The sequence below is a fragment of the Enterococcus dispar ATCC 51266 genome (genome assembly GCF_000406945.1).
Lineage (GTDB): Bacteria > Bacillota > Bacilli > Lactobacillales > Enterococcaceae > Enterococcus_C > Enterococcus_C dispar.
In genome coordinates this window covers 2438348-2461284 of the sequence record NZ_KE136354.1, presented here as the reverse complement: position 1 = coordinate 2461284, position 22937 = coordinate 2438348, and the positions used below count along the sequence as shown (strand labels likewise).

Here is a 22937-nt window from a genome sequence, read left to right as displayed (position 1 = left end):
CCTCCTTATTTATCTGATTTTAAAAATGTCTTTAATTGTGGCAAACTAAATAGCATTGCGATAATAAACATTAAAACTCCAATTGCAGAAGCAGCCCCTGTATTGTTATAGATGAAAGCATTTTGATATAAGTAATACATCATTGTTACAGAAGCATTGTTGGGTCCCCCACCTGTTAATAATTGAATCACAACGAAAATTTTCAATACAGCAATAATATTAATAATTGTTAAATAAATCGTCGTAGGTCGCATCAAAGGAACTAAAATATGACGAATTCTTTGCCATCTAGTTGCCCCATCCAACTGTGCTGCTTCAAATAAATCAGCTGGTAGGCCAATCATGGCTGCAATATATAAAATAATGGCTTGTCCCACATTTCCGACAAAGGTAACAAAGATAATCACTGGCATAACAGTTCGACTATCTCCCAATAAATTAACATTTTCAACGCCTATATTATTTAAAGCATAACTAATCAATCCATTAGAAGGATTTAGGAGAAAATTCCAGATAATACTCATAACTACCATGGAAACAATTACAGGCAAATAATAACTACCACGAATAAAGGAAACATATTTTGGATTTTTATCGTAAACTGTAGTTGCAACAAATAGAGCAAACACAATAGTAGCTACGACAATCGCAACAACAAAGAAAATTGTATTAAAAATTGATTTTACAAAGATAGGATCTTGAAACAAATCTATGAAATTCTGGAAACCAACAAAATATTTATCCATACCATAAACTTCGTAAAGACTCATCTTAAAACCTTTTAACACAGGATAGACAATGAAAACTAACATTAATAGAACTTGTGGTGCAATAAACAAATAACCAGAAATTGGATTTTCAATCCCACGAAATTTTTTCTTCGTTTGTGTATTTTTCCCAATATCTAAGCGTTGTGCTTTTTCCAATTTTTTTATCCTCCTTTAGTTAAAATCCGACGAAAAATCGTCGGATTTTATCATTAGCTTTCAAGGGCAGCAACAAATTTTTTCGTAATTAATTGTGGTCGTGTAATAGCACTCCCTACTACCACAGAAAAGACACCTTTTTTCATAACTTTGGCTAATTTTTCTGGGGTATCAATATTTCCTTCTACAATAATCGGCTTAGTGATTACTCTTAATAAGTCATCTACTAAAGAAAAATCATCATTTGCAATATCTTGTCCTTTTGTTTCAGCAGTGTAACCATGAAGCGTAGTCGCAATGATATCAAAATCTAAATCTTGACAGTACAGTGCATCTTTTACAGTAGAGCAATCTGCCATTAACAAAATTTCAGGATATTCTTTTTTTATTTCTGCTACAATATCTGCTAACTCTTCACCATTTGGGCGTTTTCTTAGCGTACCATCCATAGCTACCACTTCACAGCCAATACTGCAAAGTGCCCGTACCTCTTTTAAAGTTGGGGTAATAAAAACCGGGTTGTCGCCATATTCTTTTTTTATGATGCCAATCACAGCTGTGTCATTTACATCTTTGATACATTGAATATCTGCAATTGTATTCGCTCTAATAGCTTTAGCACCAGATTCTAAGGCTGCTTTAGCCATCCGACTCATAATGAAAGGGCTAAAAAGTGGTTCATCTGGTAAAGCTTGGCAGGATACAATTAAATTTCCTTTAACTTCTGACAAAAAATCTTTTTTCATTTCTTATTCCTCCAAAGCAGCTTACATATAGTCTTTAACAAGTTTTTGGGCTACTTTCACTTGATTGTCTGTGTAATGTTTCATCGGCAAGTGGCAATATCCCATATCTACTCCTTTTTCAGTAAGCATAAGTTTTAAGGTATTGTATAAACCGTTATCTAATATTTTTTGAATTAAATCATTAGTTTCTGCTTGTAGTTTGCGCGCTGTTACAAAATCATTTTGTTCAACAGCTTCTAGAATTTGGCGTGCTCGTTTTGCATTAACATTAAAGGTCGAACCAATTGCTCCATCAATTCCCACAGCCGCCGCTGGTAAAAGCATTTCATCAAATCCGGAATACATCAATTTATTAGGAAAACGGCTACGTAAACGTTCCATTAAATAAAAGTCACCTGCAGTATATTTGACTCCAGTAATTTTAGGATTTGCAAATAGTTCTCCAAATTGATCTTCACTGAAGTTGACACCTGTTAGGGCTGGAATGGAATAGACAATCAGCTCAGTTTCAACATCCTTAACAATTTCAAAATAATAGTTTTTGATTTCTTCAAAGTCAAACTTATAATAAAAAGGTGTCACAGAAGAAATTTTAGAGTATCCTAGTTCATTCACAACGTACGCCGCTAATTCTTTTGCTTCATATATATTTAATGAACCTACTTGTGCAATCAATTCGACTCTATCTTCTGCAACCTCTTTAACAATTCGGAAAATATTTTTTTTCGTTGCTGTATCCAACATAAAATTTTCTCCAGTACTACCGCCAACGTATAATCCATCTACGTTATTTTCTGAAATATTATATTCCACTATTTTTCTTAAGCTTTCTTCCATTAATTGACCACTCTTATCAAACGGAACTAATAATGCTGTTATTAAATTTGCCATGATAGCGCCTCCATATTTTTGATAAATCCAATATATCACGATAATTTTTTTCTTGTATTATTTTTTGATGAAAATATTTTTCTTTAAAGAACATTTATTAGCTATTTTTATATAAATTCTATTTAGATAAAGATTATGAAAATAATTTTATATAATAAAACCATTGATAAAATCATTTTCTTGCGGTACATTGAAAGCGATTTATATTTCTGGTTTTAATTAGAAAAATTTAATAATAATTGGAGGAATTTTTTTGTTACTCACAACTAGCAACGATGTTATGAAACTGAATGCAATACAACCGCAGTTAAAAACCATTAGCGACTTTATCAACAACTGGCAACAAGAGCCCTGGCAATTTAAAGAAGAACGTTTAAGTGATAAAGTTATAGTTCGGCTTTTGAGCTATAAAACTGATACTTTTACAAATAGAAGTTGGGAAGCCCACAATCATGAGATTGATCTCCACTTCTTATTAGAGGGAAATGAACGTATCTACTTAGCAGATTCATCTCCTCTAAGTGCCGGTGAGTATCATGAAGAAGAAGATTATTACTTATTAGAAGGAACAAGCGCTCGCTATATTACTTTAAATAGCGAGCCCGGAAAAGAAAATTTTCTCTTACTTTGGACCCAAGAAGCACATAAAACTGGAGTTCAAGATATGCCTATTGCGAATACAGTCAAAAAAATGGTATTCAAAATTAGAAACTAATTGTCTTTTAGAAAAAAAGAATACTTTAAAAGCAAGTCACTTTATTTTCAAAAAATGTTTTCTCTTTATTTTCTTCGTTATTTATAATTTTCAATTTCCATGATACAATAGAGGTTATTGTTGGTTTTATAAATTGGATCAATTTATTTTTTATTATACTAAAGGAGTTTAATGAATCATGGATTACAAATTGAAAGTTTTAACTGAAAAAGATCTACCTGCGATTGCAGTGCTTTGTCAAGAAGCAAGTGATTATATGGTATTAGCTACAGGGGCGACAAATCCCCCAAAAGAAGCGCAAGATTTATTAACCTCATTCCCCCCACAAAAGAGATTAGAAGACAAAACGCTTTATGGCATTTTTGATTCACACGATACTTTAATCGGTGTCTTGGATCTTGTTCGCAACTATCCTACTACTAAAGCTTGGATGATTGGCTTACTTTTATTGACTCCAAAAGTACGGGGGCAACAAATTGGTGAGCAAGTCCATGCCCAAATTGTCGAGCAAATCAAATCCGACGGCGGTACAGAAATTCGCTTGGGGATTTTGAAAAATAATCCGCGTGCACAAGAATTCTGGGAACGTCAAGGTTATACTTTCCAAGAAGAAAAAATTGGCACTGTCGCTGGTGTTTTGATGCCTGTTTATGCGTTTAAACTTTCTCTTACGCAACCTGTGCAAAATTAAGTGCATTACAGGGATGCTTCCTTCTATTTTCAAAATAAAACTTACTACTAGAAATGCGCAAGCGTAGTTAAAAAATACCGCTTCTGCATTCATCTGTTCTTTTAAGTGAAAGCCATCATTTTTCAAAAGAAAAATGATGGCTTTTTACTACCAAAAAGGCCGCTAAGCACTGCTCCTTTTTGCTTATTTTTCGTAAGTGTTTTTCTTTGCCACCCTTTGTTAAAAAAGGTACTATACAAGTAAGTTATAAAAAAGGAGCTGTTTTTTGTGAAAATTATCGTTGTCGGCGGTGTAGCTGGTGGCCCTTCTTTTGCCACACGTTTACGTCGTTTAAATGAAAATCATGAAATCGTTTTATATGAGCGGGGAGAAAATATTTCCTTTGCCAGTTGTGCCCTACCTTATTATTTAGGCGGAGTTATTAAAGATCGGGATAGCTTAATTGAACGGACTCCCGCACAATTAAAAGAAAAGAATAATATCGATGTTTTTATTGAACACGAAGTTACTAGCATTGATCCGATTAATAAAACTGTCAGTGTAAAAAACTTAGTAGACGGAACCAATAAAATTGATAATTATGATCGTCTCATCTTAGCATCTGGTGCCCGCCCAACTTTACCACCGATTAAAGGTGCTAACGAAGCTAAAAACGGCTTTATTTTACGCAATGTGACCCATGCAGATAAAATCATGGACTTTTTAAATACTGAAAAACCACAAAGTGTAACGGTTTTAGGCGCTGGCGTAATGGGATTAGAACTGGCTGAAAACTTTAAAGAACGCGGCCTTGACGTGACTTTAATCGATCAATTGCCACAAGTTGCTTTCCCTTATGATACTGAAATTGCCGCTTTGGTTTATGACCACTTAGTTGAACATGGCTTACATGTGATTTTAAATACAACTGTTACTGAAATTAGCGACCATGGACGTACTGTTCACTTATCAAATGGGGATACGCTGCAAACAGATATGATTATCTTTGCAACCGGCGTCGCACCAAACAACGAACTAGCGGCTTCTGCTGGCATTGATTTATCCAAATCTGGTCAAGTAAAAGTAGATAATCGCTTGCAAACAAACGTGGAAGATATTTATGCAATTGGCGATATTATCGAAACCACAAGTATTGTCACCGGCCTACCAACACCAAGTATGCTTTCAAGTGCTGCCAACCGCCAAGGACATTTACTTGCTGATATCATCAATGGTGCCGACTTACATTACCGTGGCTATTTAGGCAGTGGTGTGGCGAAAATTTTTGATTATACCGCAAGTTATACCGGTTTAACGGAACATATGTTAAAAGCAGCGGGTATTACAAATTATAAAACAATTTTTATTACGCCGTTTGACCATGCTTATTTCTATCCCGGAGCTGAACGTTTAAACTTGAAATTAATTTTTGACGGAGAAACCGGTAAAATTTTAGGGGCCCAAGCAGTTGGTAAAAAAGGTGTCGACAAACGAATTGGCCAATTATCGGTTGCTATCACCGGTAATCTGACTGTCTTTGATTTACCAGATCTTGAAATTCCTTATTCACCACCTTATTCTTCTTCCCGAGATGTAGTGAATATTGCCGGTTATGTCGGCATTAACCAAGTGACAAAAGTGGCTGAAACCATTGACGTGGCAGCGATTCCAGCTGAGGATTTTAAAACAGCTTATTTCTTAGACGTTAGAGAACCCGGTAAAGCCAAAAGCGGAAGCGTCGAAGCGACTGCCAATATTCCATTAAATGAATTGCGGGATCGTATCGCTGAAATTCCAAAAGATAAAAAAGTCTATTTAACTTTCCGGAAGGGATTAAATACTTATACTGCGGCCCGCATTTTAGCCGGCTTTGGTATTAAAGCGATCATGATTGAAGAAAATTAGGAATGCTTTAGGGGCCGTGACAAAGACTTGTCACGGCCCCTTTTTATAAATAAGCGCCTTTACATAGTTAGCTTATCACGGCCTTATCTTCATGCACTACATTTGAGCTAACAAAAAAGCAGCGGTCAAAAGAAAACTTGCACCTTCTTAAAAGGATAGAAGATTTCCTTTTGCACCACTGCTTTTAAGCTCTAATTAACGATAAACAGGTCTTAAATGTGTTGCCGTAAAAATCGCTTTAACTAAAATCGGCGTTAAAATTACAGCACCGATCACTTCACTCACACCATTCGTTGCCACAATTGTTGCTAAAACTTTTAATAAACCAGTAGGATCAACGCCATAAGCCGATGCGACTGGCCCAGTATAAATCGTTCCCATGAAAGTTAAAACTAAAATCGTATTGGTTAATGTGCCACCAATCGCAGCTAAAATAGAGGCTACATAAAGATTTTCATTTTTCTTATACCACCAGTGAAACAATAAGCCAGCCACTAAACCGACTAGAACCCGTGGGACGACAGAGACAATAGGATTGGTGAAAACCATTGTATCTATTGGTGTAGTTGGCGAAGTAAAGGCCCGAATAATGGTGCAAATTCCCCAAACTAAACCGACAAACATCCCATCTTTTGTTCCCAAAACAATCGCTGCCACGATCACAGTAATATGAATAATCGTTAAGCTTGTAATCCCTAATGGAATAAAACCTAAAAATGGCACCATCGCTTGTAAAATAATAATAGCAATTAAAATAGCCCGAATGGCAATCCGATAACTTTTACTTTTCGTATTCATTTGAGTTCTCCTTTTAATTCAATTATAATGACACTAGTGTCATTGAAGTGATTATACAAGAAAATGACACGCGTGTCACTAATTTGAGGTGAGAAAATGAAAAATTTATCCAACGCCGAACGCAAGCGGCAAAAACGTGAAGCTATTTTAACCAGTGCGCGCCATGTTTTTCGCCAAAAAGGCTTAATTGACGTAACAATGAAAGATATAATTGAGGCCACTGGTATCAGCCGCGGCGGCATTTATTTGTACTTTGATTCTGTTGACCAAATATTCATGGAAGTCATTAAACAGCGTTCCAATCGCAAATTTGATGACATTCGACAAGCTATCACTAAAAATCCGCCTTTTGAAGAATTGTTAAATGACTATTTGGCTAGCCATGAAGATCGCTTGTTAAATCAAATGGATAATAGTTTGTTGCGATCAATGTATGAGTATTATTTTACCCATAAAACAGCAGCCGATCATAAATTTCAACAAGAGCAACTAGCTGCGACGAAAAAAACAATTTTGGCTATTTTGGAATTAGGAGTTGCTCAAGGTATTTTAAGAGACGACAAAATTGCTGAGATTGCCGAAAATTTCATGTTTGTCATTGAAGGCATGAGTGTTATGGCTCTTACCGGCGGTATTACGCACCAGCAGTTAACCGAACAATTTGATTTGATGAAAAAAATGTTACCAAAAATTTAAATACAGCTACCGATTGTGCAAAAAAAAAGCCCTGTACCAAAGTAGGATGCTTGAAGCTCCCTTAAAAGTAGATTTTTTGTCTAACTATTAAAGGTTACTTCTTGTTTTCCCACTTTGATCAGGTCTTTTTTAGTAATGCCTACTACATAGCAGGGCTTGCAAACTTCACTTTGAGCGATTACCATTTTTTGCAGCTTTTAATCAGCAGCAAAAAATTCCCCCATTTCATCGATATAAGGCAAGGATTCTCTTAAAGGATATACGACAAAATCATGCATCATATCCGGCACAATAATTAAGCTTAAGGTAGTACCGGTGATATTAGCGACTTTTTCTTTTAAACGCAAAACATCTGGATATAAAATTTCATCGGTACCGCTAATCACTAAAAGCTCCCCCAAGTCTTGGAATGTTCCATAAATAGGTGAGACTAAGGGATCATCTACGGCTAAATTTCCGGCATAGGCGGCTCCAGCTTGCGTTAACAAATCTTTTTCTAACAAAACATCTTTTTCTTCTAATTCCTCTGAGCGTGGATCGCTTACTGAAACATCTAACCAAGGAGAGGCCAAAGCCAATTTTTGTGGTCGCCTTAACGCATCCTCATCTCTTAAATGCTGGGCTAAACTCATCGATAAGCCCCCACCAGCAGAATCACCAAAGATATAAAATTCATCATCCGGATACAAATAACGCAAATGATAAAAAGCAGCTTTGGTGGCAGCCAGCGTTTGAACTGCTGTAGATTCCGGCGCTAAAGGATAATCAAAATAGCTGACTTTTAAATTGAAACGACTAACAAAACGTTCTTGAATTTGCTTATGAAAAGGAGATGCTTCCAAGGCATAACCCCCGCCATGCAAATAGAGCACATGTTTTTTCGTCACATGAGGTGGAAAGAGTGTAATCAGTTCTCTGCCACTAATTTGACTGCGTTTTTGCGGAATGTCGCTATTTTCTAATTGACGAATATTAATATTACGTCGTTTTGGTGGTGCTACCATCGCAATCCCCACGAGTTTTTTCATTTGAATGACTTTGAAAACCTGTTTGACAAATTTTGCCGAATAACGCATCTCACCCCTCCTTTAAAAATGGTACAATAGTGTTATCTCTAGCATAACTGACGGACTAGGAGGTGTCCATTATTTCCAAACACCGGGAATTACTTTTTGATAATTTAAGAGGGGTCTTAATCTTTTTAGTCGTTTTAGGCCACGCATTGGAATATTTCCGCTTAACGAACCAGACAGCAGAATTTTTCTATGTTTTTATTTACTTATTTCATATGCCTGTCTTTATTTTTATTTCCGGCTATTTTTCAAAACAGGTCCAAAAAGGACGGAAAACCGCCGTCAAAACTTTTCTTATTCCTTATCTCATTTTAAACTTCATTTTAAGCATCATTTTGTTATTAATGGGAAAAATTGAAACCATCACGATTTTAAATCCGGGGTGGACGCTTTGGTATCTGTATTGTATGTTCATCTGGCGCCTGTTGCTACCCGATTTAATTAAAGTCCGACACATTTTGATTTTTAGCTTTATCGTTGGTATTTTTTCGGGTTTTCTAACTGAGTTTGGCACCTATATGGCAATGGCCCGCACATTAGGTTTTTTGCCTTTCTTTTTAGCCGGCTATTACACCGACCGCAAAATGATCGAAAAATTACGCCGATTCCCTTTTTCACGTTTATTAGGCTTGTTGGTGATTATTTTAGGATTAATAACAGCCTTTCTTTGGGTTAATACCCAATTGCCTCCTGAGATTTTATGGGGTGATAGAGCCTATGACCTATTTGAAATCCCACTGTGGCAAAATATTTTGGCTGATCTGTGCCTTTATGCATTAGGATTTGCTTTTGTTTTCGCCTTCTTGGTGATGGCGACTGAAAAACGCCACTTTTATACTGTTTGGGGACAAAATACATTGGCAATCTATCTTTTGCACATTTATTTAATTGCTCCGATTGTTCAAATTGGTGAATTTGTGAAAAATCCATTATTACACGGGCTTATCCTAGTTAGTGGAACGCTGTTAACCGTCTATATTTTATCCCGCCCTAAAGTGACGCACCGCTTAAGTATCGTCACTAAAAAAATCAATCATTGGATTATGCCCGATAAGAAAAGCTAAAGGCAGCGGGTAGCTCTTTGGAAAAATTGTTGCCTGTGCTAGATCAAAGAAAAGCTAAATGAACTCGCACAACTCGCTAGCAATAAGATAGAATTTTAATAAATTGTTTTTCAAATTTCTTCAAATTTTAGCTTATTGTCGCCAAGAGTTCGTTTGTGGGCTAGATCAAAAGAAAAGCTAAAGAAGCAGATAGCTCTTTTTTAATCCTAGCAGATCCGCCACATTGCTTATGATAACCAGATGATTCCTTTATCAACAAAAAAACTGACTCAAACTGCTAACTGAAAAATCAGTGCAGCTTACGTCAGTTTTTTTTTAATTTTGTTTACCCTTAAAATAGCGTACACAACTAATTAATACAAGAAGTGCTAAAACAAATAAAAAGAGCATTGCCATTTGCGAACCAAAGACTGTCCCAACTTGATAATTTGCCTGACTTTTTTGTGCCAAATTAATAATAGTCGCCACAATAGCAGTTGCCACCGCACCAGAGAATTGCTGCAAAGTATTAAAAATAGCATTGCCATCAGCAAACATTTCTGTAGAAATTTGGCCCATTCCTGTAGTCATCATATTGCTATATGAAAAACCAATCCCAATCATATAAAAGACGTGGGCCGCAACAAACCCTAATAAAATAGGCGCTTGTAATAATAACGTTAAAGCCAGCCAACCAATTGTGACGAGGCTCAAGCCAAATAAAATTGGTTTTTTAGCACCTTGATTATCCAACACACGCCCAGAAATAGGTGCCAAAATAGCCCCGACGGCAGCTCCCGGCAGCATCACCAGCCCCGCCACAAAAGCATCTTTTCCCATCACAATTTGGACAAAATTTGGTAGGACAAAGGAAATGCCCAACAGTAAAAATTGGCAAACTAAAAAGCCCAGTAAAAATAAAAGAAAACCTTTATTTTTTAAAACATCTAAACGAATTAGGGGATCTTTCACATTGGTAGAACGATGATAAAAGAGGCCTAAACCGGCTAACCCCACAATAAGTGGAATCACACTCGTTAACGTCCCTACTTGATTTAAAAATAGTAAAAAGCCCGTAAACATTAAAACGATGCCAGCCATACTTGGGATATCCAACTTACCGCCTTTTTTAACAGCCATACTAGGAATCGCATACACACCTAAACCTAATGATAGCAATAAAACGGGCACTAAAAACAAAAAGATATAGTGCCATGACAAAGCTGAAGTCAAGACGCCCCCATAGGTGGGACCAATTGCCGGTGCAATGGAAGTGGTTAAATTACCAATCCCAATCATTGCTCCCCGTCTATCAATGGGAGTATAAGTTAAAATAATGTGAAACATTAAGGGTAATGCAATCCCTGTACTGACCCCTTGTAATAGACGTCCTGCTAATAAAACCGCAAAATTAGGGGACCAAAAGTCAATCAATAGTCCTGTCATAAATAAAAGATTCGAAGCCAAAAACAACGTCCGAATTTGAAAATTTTTCAATAAATACGTCGAAAAAGGCACAATGATTGCAATGACTAAAAGATAAATTGTCGTCACCCACTGAACTTGACCAGTCGTAATCCCAAACTCACTAATCAAAGTAGGGAAGGTAACATTCATCGCCGTTTCAATTAAAACACCAGCAAAAGACATCATTCCTGTTGCCAAAACAGCTAATAATAAGTGAATTTTTTTCTCCATCAAACTCCTCCTTTGTTTTCATCTGGTACAAAAATTTGGGCGAAATACGTTACTCGCTAAAAATTTACAATATTACGTTGATTGCTTTATTTTATTTACTCCAAGCAACTTTAAGCCCAAAAAAAGAGAAGCAGTTTCTACCGAAATAGAAACCGCCTCTCTCTCGACACGCCCAATGACGTGTTATCTGTACGATTTGAAAATATTCACAAAAGTCATTGTACCTATTTTTGCTAAAAGGGTCAAGCAGTCTGATTGATTTTTATCCCCCAAAGGAATTCAAATCTCTTTCCTGATCTTTAAAAAAATCATTCTTTTTCACCAAAAGAAAAACCGTCAAAAGTTTCGCCATCATAGTACTTCAGCAACTGTTCGGCACTTAGTAGCGATGTGGTTTGGGTCTCTTCACTACTTTGCTCCACCAGACTTTCCCGATAGGTCGCATATTTTTCTGCCAATTGGCGATATAACGCTTGGCGGGAGTGGCCCTCCCCAGCAATTTGAGGTAATTCCCGTAAAAAGCCGCGATAAACCGGACGATTTTCTTCTAATTCCACTGGCATTTCGGTAACGTGGAGGTTTAATTCATCAAAAATTTCAAACATAAAATCACTTTCTTTCGTTTAAATGACTTAGCTCTTCAATTTTTTTCTCGGGAATAAACCACATGATTAACATCAATGCATTGACCACCAAGACACCAACCGGATGGATCAGCCAACCTGCTAATAAAGCAATGACATTCAATATTAAAGTAATTCGCATCTTGGGATAATGGGCGAAGAGTTTCCCCACCTCAGAATTTTTTCCATTTACCCGCACCAAAGCATATCCCAAAAGGCAATACGCCAAGTCCGTACCAAAAATCACCAAGCCATACAACAACTGGGGTGCCAATTCCACAGGATAATCACCAATCCAAGCTGTCGCAAAAGGAAAGAGTGTCATCATTAGAATAAATAGATTATTGGTCCATAAAACCCAACCGTCGACTTTTTGAACAATATTAAATAAATGATGATGATTATTCCAATAAACCGCCAGTGAAATAAAACTAATTAAATAAATAGCAAATTGATGTTCTACACCGGCAAAAGCGCGCCAAGTGCTCCCGTTTGGCTCATGTAATTCCAGTACTAAAATGGTCATGACAATGGCAATTACCGCATCTGTAAATGCCTCAATTCGCGTTTTCGGCATTTTAACCACTTCCTTATTCTATAATTTCTAATTCACCTTCAAGATCTTCTAACACACCATGAACCAATTCTTGTCCCAAAATAAATTGATCGGGAATAGCACTTTTATTTTTCAACCCAAAAGTATCAATCTGACGGAAGCCATAGCGGGCATAATAATCTGGGTTACCTACTAAGAACACTGCGTGATGTTCCATTGCCACGGCTTTTTTAAAAGCCTCTTCCATTAAGGCACCGCCAATTCCCTGGTTACGATAGTCAAAGGCAACACTTAATGGGGCTAAAAGTAAAAAGTTGCGGACGCCGTCTTTGGCTTTAACTTCTTGCTCACTTAACATAACATGGCCGATAATTTTTTCTCCTTCAACAGCGACAAATTCCAAAGCTGGAATAAATGTATCTTTTTGGCGTAAGGCTACAACAAAATCTTGTTCATTTCCATCTGAAACCTGTGCTGTTTTAAAAGCCTCTTTGACTAACTGATAAATCTCGTTATAGTCTTCTGCAGTAGCGTTTCTAATTTTCATGATTGTCTTCCTCTTCATCTGTATATTGATTCATCACTTTGGCTAAAACGTCTTCTAAAATATCTTCTTTGGAAAGCACCGTCAAAGCCTGTGCTAATAAAGCTTCATCCACTTTTACAATACTATCAGCTTGTAAATTATTCTTTACTAGAAATTCATGACTTAACGGTAATACAACTTGATTTTCTACCTGCATTAGCCGTTTTTTTCGCATCTCTGGCAACGGACTCCCCCCTTTTTTAGGTATTATAACAAATATTTGCAAAATTTATGACAATTTAGTCTAAACCCGCATTCTTATTAGGTTTTACCATTTAAAAAAAAATCAATGCCTAACATTATGCTAAACATTGATTTTTTGCTTAATCGTCGACATCTTTATTTAGAACTTTGCCGCCTTGTGCATCCAAGGTCAATTCAATCTCTTGATTGGTGTGGAGTAACTTAATTTCCCACTTGGTTACACCATCGTCTTTTTCTAATTCTGCCGATGTAACTGAACCCTCTGTATCTGCTTGGGCTTTTTCAATCGCTTCTGATAAGGAAATAACGGCATCAGTTTTGACTTCATCATCTTGCCAATTTTTATCATCATTGACTTCGCTTGTATCGCCTAATAACTGGCCACTGTCATCAAAAATCATTTTATATTCCTGGCTGCTATCTTCACCTTCCACTTCAACTTGACCATTGGGGCCTTGTGCTTCCCACTTAAAGCTTGTAATAATAGCTTCGGTGTGTGCAGATTGAAATTTCGTTATGGTTTCATCATATAATTCCGATTTTGGTACAACAATCCCGTTTTTATCGGTAACTTTTGAATTCACTTCACTTGTGGCAGCCGTACTTGTAGCAGCCGTTGTGTTCGATGTCTTAGAAGTAGTATCGTCTTGGTTTCCGCTATTTTGCTGACAACCGGCCAAAAGTATGCCGCTGCCTAAAGCTACCATTAAAATAAGTTTTTTCATTTCCCTTCCTCCTTAGCTGATTATCAATACTCGTTAGTTTTATGTTACCTGTTTTTGGTGGTAATTGCTACTGACAGGCGTTATGAATCGTTATTTTTAAGTAATCTTTGGCAAAATATTTTTCTCTGATTACTCCTCCTTAAAAAGCAAAGACCGCAATCAAAATATAAAAACAGCACCTACTAAGGAAAGCACATAGTAAAAATTACTACCTGAGCTACTAGCAAGTACTGTTTTTATTTTAACTTGTGGAATAATTAAGCTTTGTATCTCCGGTAAATAAAACCACTGGCTCCTACAAAAATCAAAAGGATAAAGCCACTAAACAACAGCCGTGAATTTGATTGATGCCCCGTATTTGGCAAGCGGCGCCGTGCTGTTGTACTGGTCGTATCTGATAAAATTCCAAGTGTTTGCGGCAATTTCCCCCGTCCAGTTGTACTTGTTGGCATTGCGGCAGTCGGGGTTGCTGTCGCGGGTAGCGTTGGATTACTGGGCATAATCGGTGTAGCCAACAAGGTATTGGTTACTACAAAATTGTAACCATTTTGTTCATAGGTCACGCCATAACCACTTGGCACGTCAGTTTCGATGACTTGATAGGTAATCACCTGATTAGCTTCATCAATTTGCGGCATTTGTTCCCAAGTATACTGCCAATTGTTATCCGCTGATAAAACAGTGGTCTCTACGACTTTATCATTTGCTGTTAAAGTAACGGTAATTTCTTTGGGCCGTACGTTACTATTATTATCTACCCAGATTTTCTGAACGTGATAAGGAACCTTTTTCAAGTAATTCGTAATATTCATGCCTGTGACAACTGCTTCATAATCTTTTGTGACCGCTAATTCTTTCACAGAATAAACATACGCTTTACCATCTGCGGCAAATTTTGGCAAATCTAAAAATTCGTAGTGCCAGTCCTCGGCTGCTGTCACCACTTTCGTGTACGCATCTCCTGACATTTCAAGACCGTTTTGTAAAAGCTGGATTTCAATTTGTTCAGGCCGCACACCAGTAGAATTGTTGGCATCTTGCCAAATTTTTTCACCCGCCACATTTGTTGTAAGCAATTGATTGGTAATCACCTGACTGCCAGCTGAATTAAATGTCGTCACTGCTTCATAATTTACAGGAGTATCTACTTCCACAAATTTGTAATGCAGTTTTCGTTGTAATTGATCAGCTTGCGGTAACTCATTGACGGTAATCGTCCCGTAATCTGGCGCACGTAATTGATAGCGTCCGGTTGAATTTGTTGGTGTTGTAACAACTTTGGCCAAAGCTTCTGAAGTGCCTTCTGGATAAGCTTGTAACTCAAAAGTCACTGTTTCAGGCCTACTTTCAAATTGATTATCAAAGTCTTGCCATTGTTTTGTCACCTGCAAAGAAGTTGCTTGTAAACAGTTGGTAAAGACTGCAGTACCATTGGCTGCTACTTCTTGCAATTCACAGTCGCCATCTTTCGGCAAATAAGTTTCTTTAATGCCTGCTAAATTTTCAACGACACCATAATGAATTACCGCCCCTGATGTGTCATATTTGGGTAAATCTGTAAATTGGCCCGTCCACGTATTTGTACCATTATCGTGCAAGGTAATTTCTTTATCGACTTGGAAAACATCTTTAAAGTCTAACCATTTTTCTCCTACTTGAACTTTTAACATAAAGTCTAATTTCTCTGGTCGTAAACTGTAATAGTTATTTTGATCCAGCCAAATTTTATCTACTTTCACGGTAGTTGTTTCCAATTTGTTGTGCAAATCATACTTATCTGTTTCGGGTAGAAAACCCGTAGGAGCATCTTCTTTTACCCGATAAGTTAACGCATCTCCTTTATAATCATACATTGGCAAATTTGCAAAATTATACGTCCAGTCCGGAGCGTTTACTTTCATATTCACTGGAGCTTGTTGACGCATAAATTTCTGCCATGTCTGCCCATTATCGGCACTTACTTCTAAATTCACTGTGATCTCATTTGGCAGGATTCCATAAGTTGTCGCCAAAGCATCCCATGTTTTTAACCCCGTGATTTTTTTTGTTTTAAGAGTATTGGTAATGTGAGCGTCCTTTATTTGGCTCTCAAAACCTGCAACGGGAACTTCTTTTATTCGATAAGAAAATTTTACGCCAGCACTGGCAGCTAAATCGTAAACAGGTAAATTTTCAAACTGATACTGCCAATTTTTAGCAGCATTTGTTTTCACTTCGTTAATGATTTGATAGTGAGAATCGGCTGCATTTTCTTGTTTTCGTTCCAACTGAATTGTGATTTCACTTGGTATGATAAAGTCAGCATCATTGCCTTTTAAATCCCAAGTTTTCGTCCCGGCAAGTTGGGTGGTAACCAATTCATTTGTTACCAAATAAATAGTATCGCTTAGCTCTTTTCCGGCCACTGTTACTTTACCTTCTTTATTTAAAGCAACATTTTTTAATTCAAAATCACCTTTGTAGCCATTGGGATTTTTTGTCTCTGTAATAGTGTAGTTATAGCCATACTCCAAATCAAAAGCCACAATGCCATCGGTTTGACTCGTTTTCACTATTGGTGCTTTAACTGGATCACAGGTTAAAGTAAATTCTGCCCCGGCAAGGGCTGTCAAAGAGTTTTCTGCCGCTTTTTTCAACTTAAATGTCCCTTTTAAGCTCTCGTTTGTCTTACTTATGGTGGTAACTGCTTGAGCAGCTGCCTTAACATCCGCCACGGTGGTATATGGATTTTTTGGCAATGCATAACCCGTTGGTGCAGTAATTTCTTTAAAAATATATCCACCTGGAATTAGATTTTCTACTAGAATGCTGCCATCTTCTTGCGTCGTCAAATAATGTGTATCTGCATCACCTACCAGATTACCATTAGCATCTTGGGTTACTTGTGTAGTGGCTTTTCCTTCTTCATCGGCATGATAAAGAGCAAAAATGGCGTCCTTCAATTTTTTATCCGGATTGGCAGCATCGGTTTTAACGAGTTTCAAGTTCCCTACTTGTTCATTGGTGTAAGATAAGGCAATCGTTTGGGATTGTGTACTGCCATTTTCTTTAATAATAACTTCTATTCCTTTTTGTAATTCTGAACTAATATAGTAGCCTTCCAGCGCATTTCCCTCTTTTACAATATAGGTTCCATAAGTCAAGCCCTCAAAAATGAGGTTGCCTTCACTGTCAGTTAATTTGGTATCAATGGCTGCATCAGATCCTTTACGATACAAATCAAAGCGAACATTTTCCAATGGCATCTGGCTCTGGGTATCTTCTTTGTGTAACGTAATTTTGTGGGTAACTCCTTGCGCTGTTCCACCTGCATCTGAAATTTTAAATTTATCTTCTGTCGTATCACTGATTTCTTTTTGCGTGATATTATCGCCCGTAATTTTGACAGTATTTTTCAATTGAATTTCTTTGCCGGGTTTGCCAATTGGGTTAACTTCTGCTTTATAGGTAATCTGCAAAGTTTTTTGTAGTTTCTCATATTTACCCGCTAAGGTCACAATGTAGCCCCTTGGGGTAATTGTACCCAAATAATCCTCGTTGCCTTTCAATTCATAGTCGCCATCCATCATTTTAAAACTTGCAGGAATAATATTTAAAAATTCATTCGGTTCATCGGCAATGGTGACCCCAAACAATACCAAGCCTGCAGGATTTACTGTTACGTTATAGCCAGTGATTTTTTTACCTGGATAATCGGGATCATTGGTGATAACTCCTGCTGCATCTTTTTCTTTGATAACATAAGCTTTTCGATTATCTAAACTTAATTCAGCCTCTTTGATAATTTCAGCATTGTTGCTATCGCTATATTGAACTGTATTTTTTACAGTACCTGCAGGAATGTTTGCTTCATCTTCTATATCTTTTACCAGCACATCAAAGGTAACTTTATAAGCGGTTTGTTCACCCGCTTTAAAGCCGGTAATAGTCAATGTGCCGTTCTTATTATCCAATTTTAATGGGATATTTCCAGTAATTTCTTGAAAGACACTGCCCACTTTTTGATAGACTTTAAAACTATTTTCTACATACGTTTGCCCCGGCTTTAAAACATCGACTACTTGGGCATCTTGACCGTAATAATGTCCGTCTTCGTTAATGGTTATCCCCCAATTAACATAGTGATTTTTCGTATCTTTGTCATAACGGTAAGTACCATTTTTAGCTAATCCAATATTGTAATAATTTTTGTGGTTATATGTGCCGTCAGCTTGGCTTTTTCCTTCCACGTCATTACTGATATAATAATAGACTACGTTATTCACCATGGTATCTGCTAATGTTTCATAATTTGCCTTAAACTGAATAATAAAATAATCGTCAGAATTTTTTTCTAACGTATAGGCCACAGTAAATTTCGTGACTCCCTGTGCACTTGATTCTTCAATTCCAACCGTGAAATCGTTAACCGCTCCCAACTTTATGCCATTTTTGTTATAACGGATAACAGTAATTTTTTCTTTTAGTGCTACAGCTGTGGAAACCGGAAGATACATACCATCTTGAAGTGTATCCGTAACTGTCCATTTATCCAATTGAATCGAGTCACTTTGGTTAGTGCGTTTTTTATTAATCGTAATCGTCCAAGGAATTGTCTTATTAGTAAAATCAACCGCTTTGCCATCGGCTTCTTTGACTACCCCACTAGCTAAATAATGCGTTCCTTTACTTCCCCCACTATCAGTAAATGAAGCCGAATTTGTTACAGTTTTGCCTAAGTTTTCTGTTTTTAACTTGGTATAAATAGGAATAACAACTTTTCCCATTGTCCCTGCTGGCATGGTAATAACGTATTTATCTCCGACTTTTTTCACCGTAACTGCTGTTTGCGGATCTGTTACAGATTGCAAATAACTTTGCATCTGTGATGCAGATGTCAAAAGTATCCCATCAGCAGTACAAAAATCTTGCTTATCATCTAACAACTCATAAATTTCAACGGCAGGTAGTGCGGCACTCTTTTGTGTATATGTGATAGCCCACTGCACTATATTGCCATGCTGAGCTACAAAACTTTTTAAGACAGTTGCATTTCCCGTAACAGTAGTTGATGCCGTTGCAGTTAAATCCAGCTCTTCTTCTGACGTTAATTGCGCTTCATTTTTAATATCTGGACTAGTATAGGTTATCGTCTTCCCACTGCTGCTAATGCTCTCGTTTAATGTTACTTTCGTTAAATCAATATCCGTTACGATAACCACCTTATAAACTTTACTTGAAGGTGTGGGTAAATCAACTGCCACTTTGTTTTTATCATTCCCTATTGTGACAGTAGCAGTAACATTTTTGCCGTTGCCATTTAAAGTACCATCGGCTTTCACATCAGCAACATCGTATTCATAAACAGTAATCTTATTCCAGGTGACGTACGCAGGTAATGCATCAATGATTTTTCCTGATGTCATTTCGGTGCCATATTTATTCCCAATAATTGTCCAAGTGACACTTGCCTTTTTTGGATCGGTAGTACTATAACTAACTTTTCCCACCGTTTTTTCCAACGCATTGTAAGTAGGCTCTTGAATATGGACCGTAGTATCACTAGCTTCATCTACAAAAGGCACTTTTATTTCGACATTTCCATTGGAATTCCCTTTGGTATCACTGACTGTTCCCCCAACGTAAAAAGTTCCGGAGATATCATTACGATTTTCCACTTTATCAGAGAAATGGAAAGTGACAGTCCCGTCGGCTTGAATAACAAAACGGCCAAAGCACGTTCCTTGATCATCTTTTAATTCACCGGTTAGCGTTTGATCCGCATTCGTGGGGTTAATGTGGAAATTTTCTGGCAATTTAAACGTAAAATAATCCCCTCCAAAAGCATCTTCGCTAGCACCTTCTGGGTAGCCTAACATTGCTTGGCGTAACCCTTCTGGCAAACGCCAATTATATTCCAAAATAATATTTTGACCGATAATGATTTGATCGCCATCTTTAATTTCTTGGTCTTGATCATTCTTTAAGGTCGCATTGAGCAAAATCGTTTTATTGTCTCCTAAAAGATTGGCAGTATCTAAATCTACAAGATTAGCTTCATTCCCTTTTTCTTTTGTCCGTGAAGTGATCCGCGGATTGGTGGCTCTCTTGCTGGATTGTCCTTGACTTACAGGATTTGACTTTTGATTGGCATTTGTAGAAGAAAAGACCGTGGTAGCTTCATGCTGCAAAGCTGGCAAAGATATGGTTAAGGCTGAATTATTTGCTAGTAAATCTATCGTATTCCCATTCAAATCATATTCTAAAATTTGTGGTGTTATTGCAAATTGCTTTTTGTATTCGGTTGTAAAAGACACTTGATAATTTTCTTGTGCCTCTTTTGTAGCAGTAGTTTGTAAAAAGCCTTCTTTGTAAGTAAAATGGATGCCAGCATTACTGGTTATAGCGGTCGGTTTTACTTTTACATTTTCACTTTCTAATGAGAAGCCCAAGATACGGGGGAGTTCACTGGCCGTTTTGTTGTAATCGATGACCCATTGTACTTCTTGATTTTTTTCATCCACACGATAACTTAGACGGGCATCCCCTGCTTCATTTTGGAAAATGCTATATGTAGCCTTATTAGTTTGTGCTAATACAGTCGCCCCATTTAAAAGTGCTTCTCCAAACGGAAAAAGTGTTAGTAAAACCGTAATAAGTGTCAACCAACTGAATCCTTTTTGTTTTCTTTCCATTACTAAATCCTCCTTTTGCTAATAAATATTTGTCGCCAGACAGTATTGCTGTTAATTTTTTTAAAATTTGGCAAAAAATGAAAATAACGCAAATCACACTTTGATTTGCGGTCAAATATAATGCGTTTGCCATTAGTTTACTTATTGGAATTTTCTCCTCCTGACTTTTTTACTCTTGAATAAAAACGATTTTTATTCAATTTATAAAAAACAAATATTATATAATGGTTGTTATCTAAGAATTTAACACATTTTCGTCAAATTGTGAATAACATCACTTTATTTTTTTGAAATAAATTTTTGTTTTTTAATTATTTATTATCTTCAGGAAAAATCATTTTATTTAAAAAATACGATAATAATTATCGTTAAATAATAATTATTATTTAATAAAATAGATTTTATGAGGCATATAGATATTAATCGCAAATAAAAGACTTTGTTATCTCAAGCAAAAAAGCAAAATATTCATTTTAATTCTGACTAATAATTCGTTATGAAAACTTCCCAAAAGTATTATTTATCACAAATATTTTTAAAGCAATTTGGTGGTGAAATATTAAGAAAATGTCTATCCTTTTTACATAAAAAACGCATATTAGTAATTTTTCACTCAAAAAAAGTATGAGGTAATTTTTCACCTCATACTTTTTTCTTTTATTTTCTTTTAATATCGGCTTCATAATACCACTTGTTACTACCACGAACTTGATAGGCACGAATACTATTATATTTTTTGCGAATGTCTCGTACATTTCGAATGATAAAGGTTTTTTTATAATCCGTTTTGGCAATCCTGCCCCCACTTTGATAAGAACGCGCAGAGGTTTTCACAGTAATTTTTTGCCCCGCCTTCAAAGCTTTAAAACTGCTGGATTGAACGGTGACATCCCCTTCATAATACCAACGATTTGAACCTTTCATCTTATAAATACGCATATGAATACCCCGTTTGGGAATCAAACGGACGCGTTCAATTTGATGTACCTTATTTTTATCGCTTGCGGTAATTTTCCCACCACTTTGATAATGTGTCGCGCGGCTAGTTGTTACAACTTTTGTCCCAACTTTCAATTCTTTAAAGCTGCTTGTCTGCTGTATCACATCACATTCATAATACCAACGATTCGTCCCCTTCGCACGATACGCACGAATACTACCAAATTTTTTGGGAATGTAGCGAACACTATCTACGACAAAAGCACTATTTTTATCATTTCCCGTAATTTTTCCACCACTTTGATAAGAGCCGGCAGTTTTTTTCAGACGAAAGACTGTCCCTTTACCAAGTTGGGGATAGTTACTTGTTTGCGTTTGAATATCTAGCTCATAAAGCCATTTTTTTGATTCTTTAACCGCATATATTTTACGGCTTCCCCATTTTTCAGCAATGTTTTTATACCCCGTAATCGTATAGGCTTTATTGCGATCAACCTGTTGTATCCAAGTTCCATCTGTATAACTTCGTGCGCCACTTTTTATGGTGATACTTGTACCATTTTTAATAACTGGTAGTTCATCTTTTATCACACGGCGAGCAAAATCAGGGTAAAAATATTGAATGGCAAAGGCTGAGACTCGCTGGCCTGGATAAGGGGCATGAACAGCTAACCCATCTCCAATATATATTGCCACATGTGTTGTAGCATTCCGCGGCCCATAAAATAATAAATCTCCTGCTTTTAAATTCAAATTCTGACCTTTGCCGCTACTACGGGAAACCTCTGTTCCTTGTTTTTCTTGTTGATAGGTGACCCGCTGTAAAGAAATATTCAAGCTTTTTAAATACGCATACTGAACCAAACCCGAGCAATCAAACTCATTGGGTCCCGCAGCTCCCCATTTATAAGGTTTATTGAGGTGTCGTTTGACTTCTGTGATAAGTTTTTGTTGTTCTTTGGTTAATGAAGTACTACTACGAGCATAAAGGTTGCGGTTAAGTTGCGCTTCGCTTACCGCGGGCAATCCTGCAATTTGGGCTTTTTGCGCATCTGTTAGGGAGGATTGTCGCGGTGCAGTGCTTTTAAGCTTCGGTAATTTTCGTTGTTCCCGCGGTAAATCATTTATATCCGTCTCGATTGTTTGCTGCTGATCGTTATCTTGAATAGTTGCATTTATACTACTTGTAGAAGTTGCCTGATCTGTGGTCTCCGTGGCAGTACTTGTTGCGGTAGTTTCTTCTACTTGCGATGAATTAACGGTTTCCGGTGTGACAATTGCCATTTGAAAACCCCATAAAGTTAAAAGCAGTCCCAAACCCCACTTCATTTTCTCATCCCTTTCTCATTTTACTCCCTTTTATTTTAGCATGTTTTTTTACAGCACTTCAACCAATCCGATTTTATTTTTGCTAAAAAAATACTAGAAAAATTAAATGTTACGCAATACAAGCTTACGCCTTATATTAA

Annotated in this window: 18 protein-coding genes; 5 read left to right on the top strand and 13 right to left on the bottom strand. The window is 36.8% G+C overall.

Going from position 1 to position 22937, the window contains the following annotated elements; all coding sequences use genetic code 11:
* Positions 1-5: 5 nt before the first annotated feature.
* From RK01_RS11530 to RK01_RS11520, 3 genes are all read right to left on the bottom strand, one after another.
* Positions 6-902, bottom strand: a complete 897-nt coding sequence (locus RK01_RS11530; RefSeq protein ID WP_051113729.1) for a carbohydrate ABC transporter permease — start codon at positions 900-902, stop codon at positions 6-8.
* Positions 903-979: 77 nt separating this feature from the next.
* The gene (locus tag RK01_RS11525) at positions 980-1672 is read right to left on the bottom strand and encodes an N-acetylmannosamine-6-phosphate 2-epimerase (protein ID WP_016173451.1); all 693 of its coding nucleotides are present in this window, start codon (positions 1670-1672) and stop codon (positions 980-982) included.
* Positions 1673-1693: 21 nt separating this feature from the next.
* Entirely contained in the window at positions 1694-2563 is an 870-nt protein-coding gene (locus RK01_RS11520) for an N-acetylneuraminate lyase (protein WP_016173450.1), read from the bottom strand.
* Positions 2564-2816: 253 nt separating this feature from the next.
* Between RK01_RS11520 and RK01_RS11515 the strand changes: the two genes are divergently transcribed.
* The 3 genes from RK01_RS11515 (at position 2817) to RK01_RS11505 (ending at position 5853) form a co-directional block, all read left to right on the top strand.
* A complete protein-coding gene (locus tag RK01_RS11515; protein ID WP_016173449.1) occupies positions 2817-3278 on the top strand; it encodes a NanQ anomerase/TabA/YiaL family protein in 462 nt (153 codons plus the stop codon).
* A 178-nt stretch (positions 3279-3456) separates the two neighbouring features.
* The gene (locus tag RK01_RS11510; RefSeq protein ID WP_016173448.1) at positions 3457-3969 is read left to right on the top strand and encodes a GNAT family N-acetyltransferase; all 513 of its coding nucleotides are present in this window, start codon (positions 3457-3459) and stop codon (positions 3967-3969) included.
* Between the two features lie 267 nt (positions 3970-4236).
* Positions 4237-5853 carry an FAD-dependent oxidoreductase gene (locus RK01_RS11505; protein WP_016173447.1) on the top strand — a complete coding sequence of 539 codons (1617 nt, stop codon included), beginning with the start codon at positions 4237-4239 and terminating at the stop codon, positions 5851-5853.
* A gap of 195 nt (positions 5854-6048) precedes the next feature.
* Here the strand turns inward: RK01_RS11505 and RK01_RS11500 are convergent, their stop codons facing one another.
* Entirely contained in the window at positions 6049-6651 is a 603-nt protein-coding gene (locus RK01_RS11500) for an ECF transporter S component (RefSeq protein WP_016173446.1), read from the bottom strand.
* A 96-nt stretch (positions 6652-6747) separates the two neighbouring features.
* Here RK01_RS11500 and RK01_RS11495 point away from each other — a divergent pair, with 96 nt between their 5' ends.
* Positions 6748-7347 carry a TetR/AcrR family transcriptional regulator gene (locus RK01_RS11495; protein ID WP_016173445.1) on the top strand — a complete coding sequence of 200 codons (600 nt, stop codon included), beginning with the start codon at positions 6748-6750 and terminating at the stop codon, positions 7345-7347.
* Between the two features lie 197 nt (positions 7348-7544).
* On the opposite strand, the gene RK01_RS11490 is transcribed toward RK01_RS11495, so the two are convergent.
* Complete coding sequence (locus RK01_RS11490; RefSeq protein WP_016173444.1) at positions 7545-8423, bottom strand: alpha/beta hydrolase fold domain-containing protein; 879 nt, start codon at positions 8421-8423, stop codon at positions 7545-7547.
* A 62-nt stretch (positions 8424-8485) separates the two neighbouring features.
* Here RK01_RS11490 and RK01_RS11485 point away from each other — a divergent pair, with 62 nt between their 5' ends.
* Positions 8486-9484: an acyltransferase family protein gene (locus RK01_RS11485; protein WP_016173443.1), complete on the top strand. Its 999-nt coding sequence runs from the start codon at positions 8486-8488 to the stop codon at positions 9482-9484.
* A gap of 315 nt (positions 9485-9799) precedes the next feature.
* Here RK01_RS11485 and RK01_RS11480 read toward each other — a convergent pair whose 3' ends face one another.
* The 8 genes from RK01_RS11480 to RK01_RS11440 form a co-directional block, all read right to left on the bottom strand.
* Positions 9800-11161: an MFS transporter gene (locus RK01_RS11480; protein ID WP_016173442.1), complete on the bottom strand. Its 1362-nt coding sequence runs from the start codon at positions 11159-11161 to the stop codon at positions 9800-9802.
* 308 nt (positions 11162-11469) lie between these two features.
* On the bottom strand, positions 11470-11766 hold the full coding sequence (locus RK01_RS11475) for a hypothetical protein (protein ID WP_016173441.1): 297 nt from the start codon (positions 11764-11766) through the stop codon (positions 11470-11472).
* A 4-nt stretch (positions 11767-11770) separates the two neighbouring features.
* Positions 11771-12361, bottom strand: a complete 591-nt coding sequence (locus tag RK01_RS11470) for a TMEM175 family protein (RefSeq protein WP_016173440.1) — start codon at positions 12359-12361, stop codon at positions 11771-11773.
* A gap of 13 nt (positions 12362-12374) precedes the next feature.
* A complete protein-coding gene (locus RK01_RS11465; protein WP_016173439.1) occupies positions 12375-12887 on the bottom strand; it encodes a GNAT family N-acetyltransferase in 513 nt (170 codons plus the stop codon).
* Positions 12877-13101: a hypothetical protein gene (locus RK01_RS11460; RefSeq protein WP_229084763.1), complete on the bottom strand. Its 225-nt coding sequence runs from the start codon at positions 13099-13101 to the stop codon at positions 12877-12879. The genes RK01_RS11465 and RK01_RS11460 overlap by 11 nt, the downstream gene beginning before the upstream one ends.
* A gap of 148 nt (positions 13102-13249) precedes the next feature.
* Positions 13250-13855, bottom strand: coding sequence for a PepSY domain-containing protein (locus RK01_RS11455; protein ID WP_016173437.1), 606 nt, complete (start codon positions 13853-13855; stop codon positions 13250-13252).
* A gap of 257 nt (positions 13856-14112) precedes the next feature.
* Entirely contained in the window at positions 14113-20529 is a 6417-nt protein-coding gene (locus RK01_RS11450; RefSeq protein ID WP_016173436.1) for a Cna B-type domain-containing protein, read from the bottom strand.
* A gap of 657 nt (positions 20530-21186) precedes the next feature.
* Positions 21187-22797 carry a C40 family peptidase gene (locus RK01_RS11440; protein WP_016173435.1) on the bottom strand — a complete coding sequence of 537 codons (1611 nt, stop codon included), beginning with the start codon at positions 22795-22797 and terminating at the stop codon, positions 21187-21189.
* Positions 22798-22937: the final 140 nt, after the last annotated feature.

What these genes read in the sequence shown, in the direction of transcription:
- RK01_RS11525 (WP_016173451.1), bottom strand. Translation starts at nt 1,672, where the DNA reads ATGAAAAAAGATTTTTTGTCAGAAGTTAAAGGAAATTTAATTGTATCC.
- RK01_RS11520 (WP_016173450.1), bottom strand. Translation starts at nt 2,563, where the DNA reads ATGGCAAATTTAATAACAGCATTATTAGTTCCGTTTGATAAGAGTGGT.
- RK01_RS11510 (WP_016173448.1), top strand. Translation starts at nt 3,457, where the DNA reads ATGGATTACAAATTGAAAGTTTTAACTGAAAAAGATCTACCTGCGATT.
- RK01_RS11500 (WP_016173446.1), bottom strand. Translation starts at nt 6,651, where the DNA reads ATGAATACGAAAAGTAAAAGTTATCGGATTGCCATTCGGGCTATTTTA.
- RK01_RS11495 (WP_016173445.1), top strand. Translation starts at nt 6,748, where the DNA reads ATGAAAAATTTATCCAACGCCGAACGCAAGCGGCAAAAACGTGAAGCT.
- RK01_RS11490 (WP_016173444.1), bottom strand. Translation starts at nt 8,423, where the DNA reads ATGCGTTATTCGGCAAAATTTGTCAAACAGGTTTTCAAAGTCATTCAA.
- RK01_RS11480 (WP_016173442.1), bottom strand. Translation starts at nt 11,161, where the DNA reads ATGGAGAAAAAAATTCACTTATTATTAGCTGTTTTGGCAACAGGAATG.
- RK01_RS11475 (WP_016173441.1), bottom strand. Translation starts at nt 11,766, where the DNA reads ATGTTTGAAATTTTTGATGAATTAAACCTCCACGTTACCGAAATGCCA.
- RK01_RS11470 (WP_016173440.1), bottom strand. Translation starts at nt 12,361, where the DNA reads ATGCCGAAAACGCGAATTGAGGCATTTACAGATGCGGTAATTGCCATT.
- RK01_RS11465 (WP_016173439.1), bottom strand. Translation starts at nt 12,887, where the DNA reads ATGAAAATTAGAAACGCTACTGCAGAAGACTATAACGAGATTTATCAG.
- RK01_RS11460 (WP_229084763.1), bottom strand. Translation starts at nt 13,101, where the DNA reads ATGCGAAAAAAACGGCTAATGCAGGTAGAAAATCAAGTTGTATTACCG.
- RK01_RS11455 (WP_016173437.1), bottom strand. Translation starts at nt 13,855, where the DNA reads ATGAAAAAACTTATTTTAATGGTAGCTTTAGGCAGCGGCATACTTTTG.
- RK01_RS11450 (WP_016173436.1), bottom strand. Translation starts at nt 20,529, where the DNA reads ATGGAAAGAAAACAAAAAGGATTCAGTTGGTTGACACTTATTACGGTT.
- RK01_RS11440 (WP_016173435.1), bottom strand. Translation starts at nt 22,797, where the DNA reads ATGAAGTGGGGTTTGGGACTGCTTTTAACTTTATGGGGTTTTCAAATG.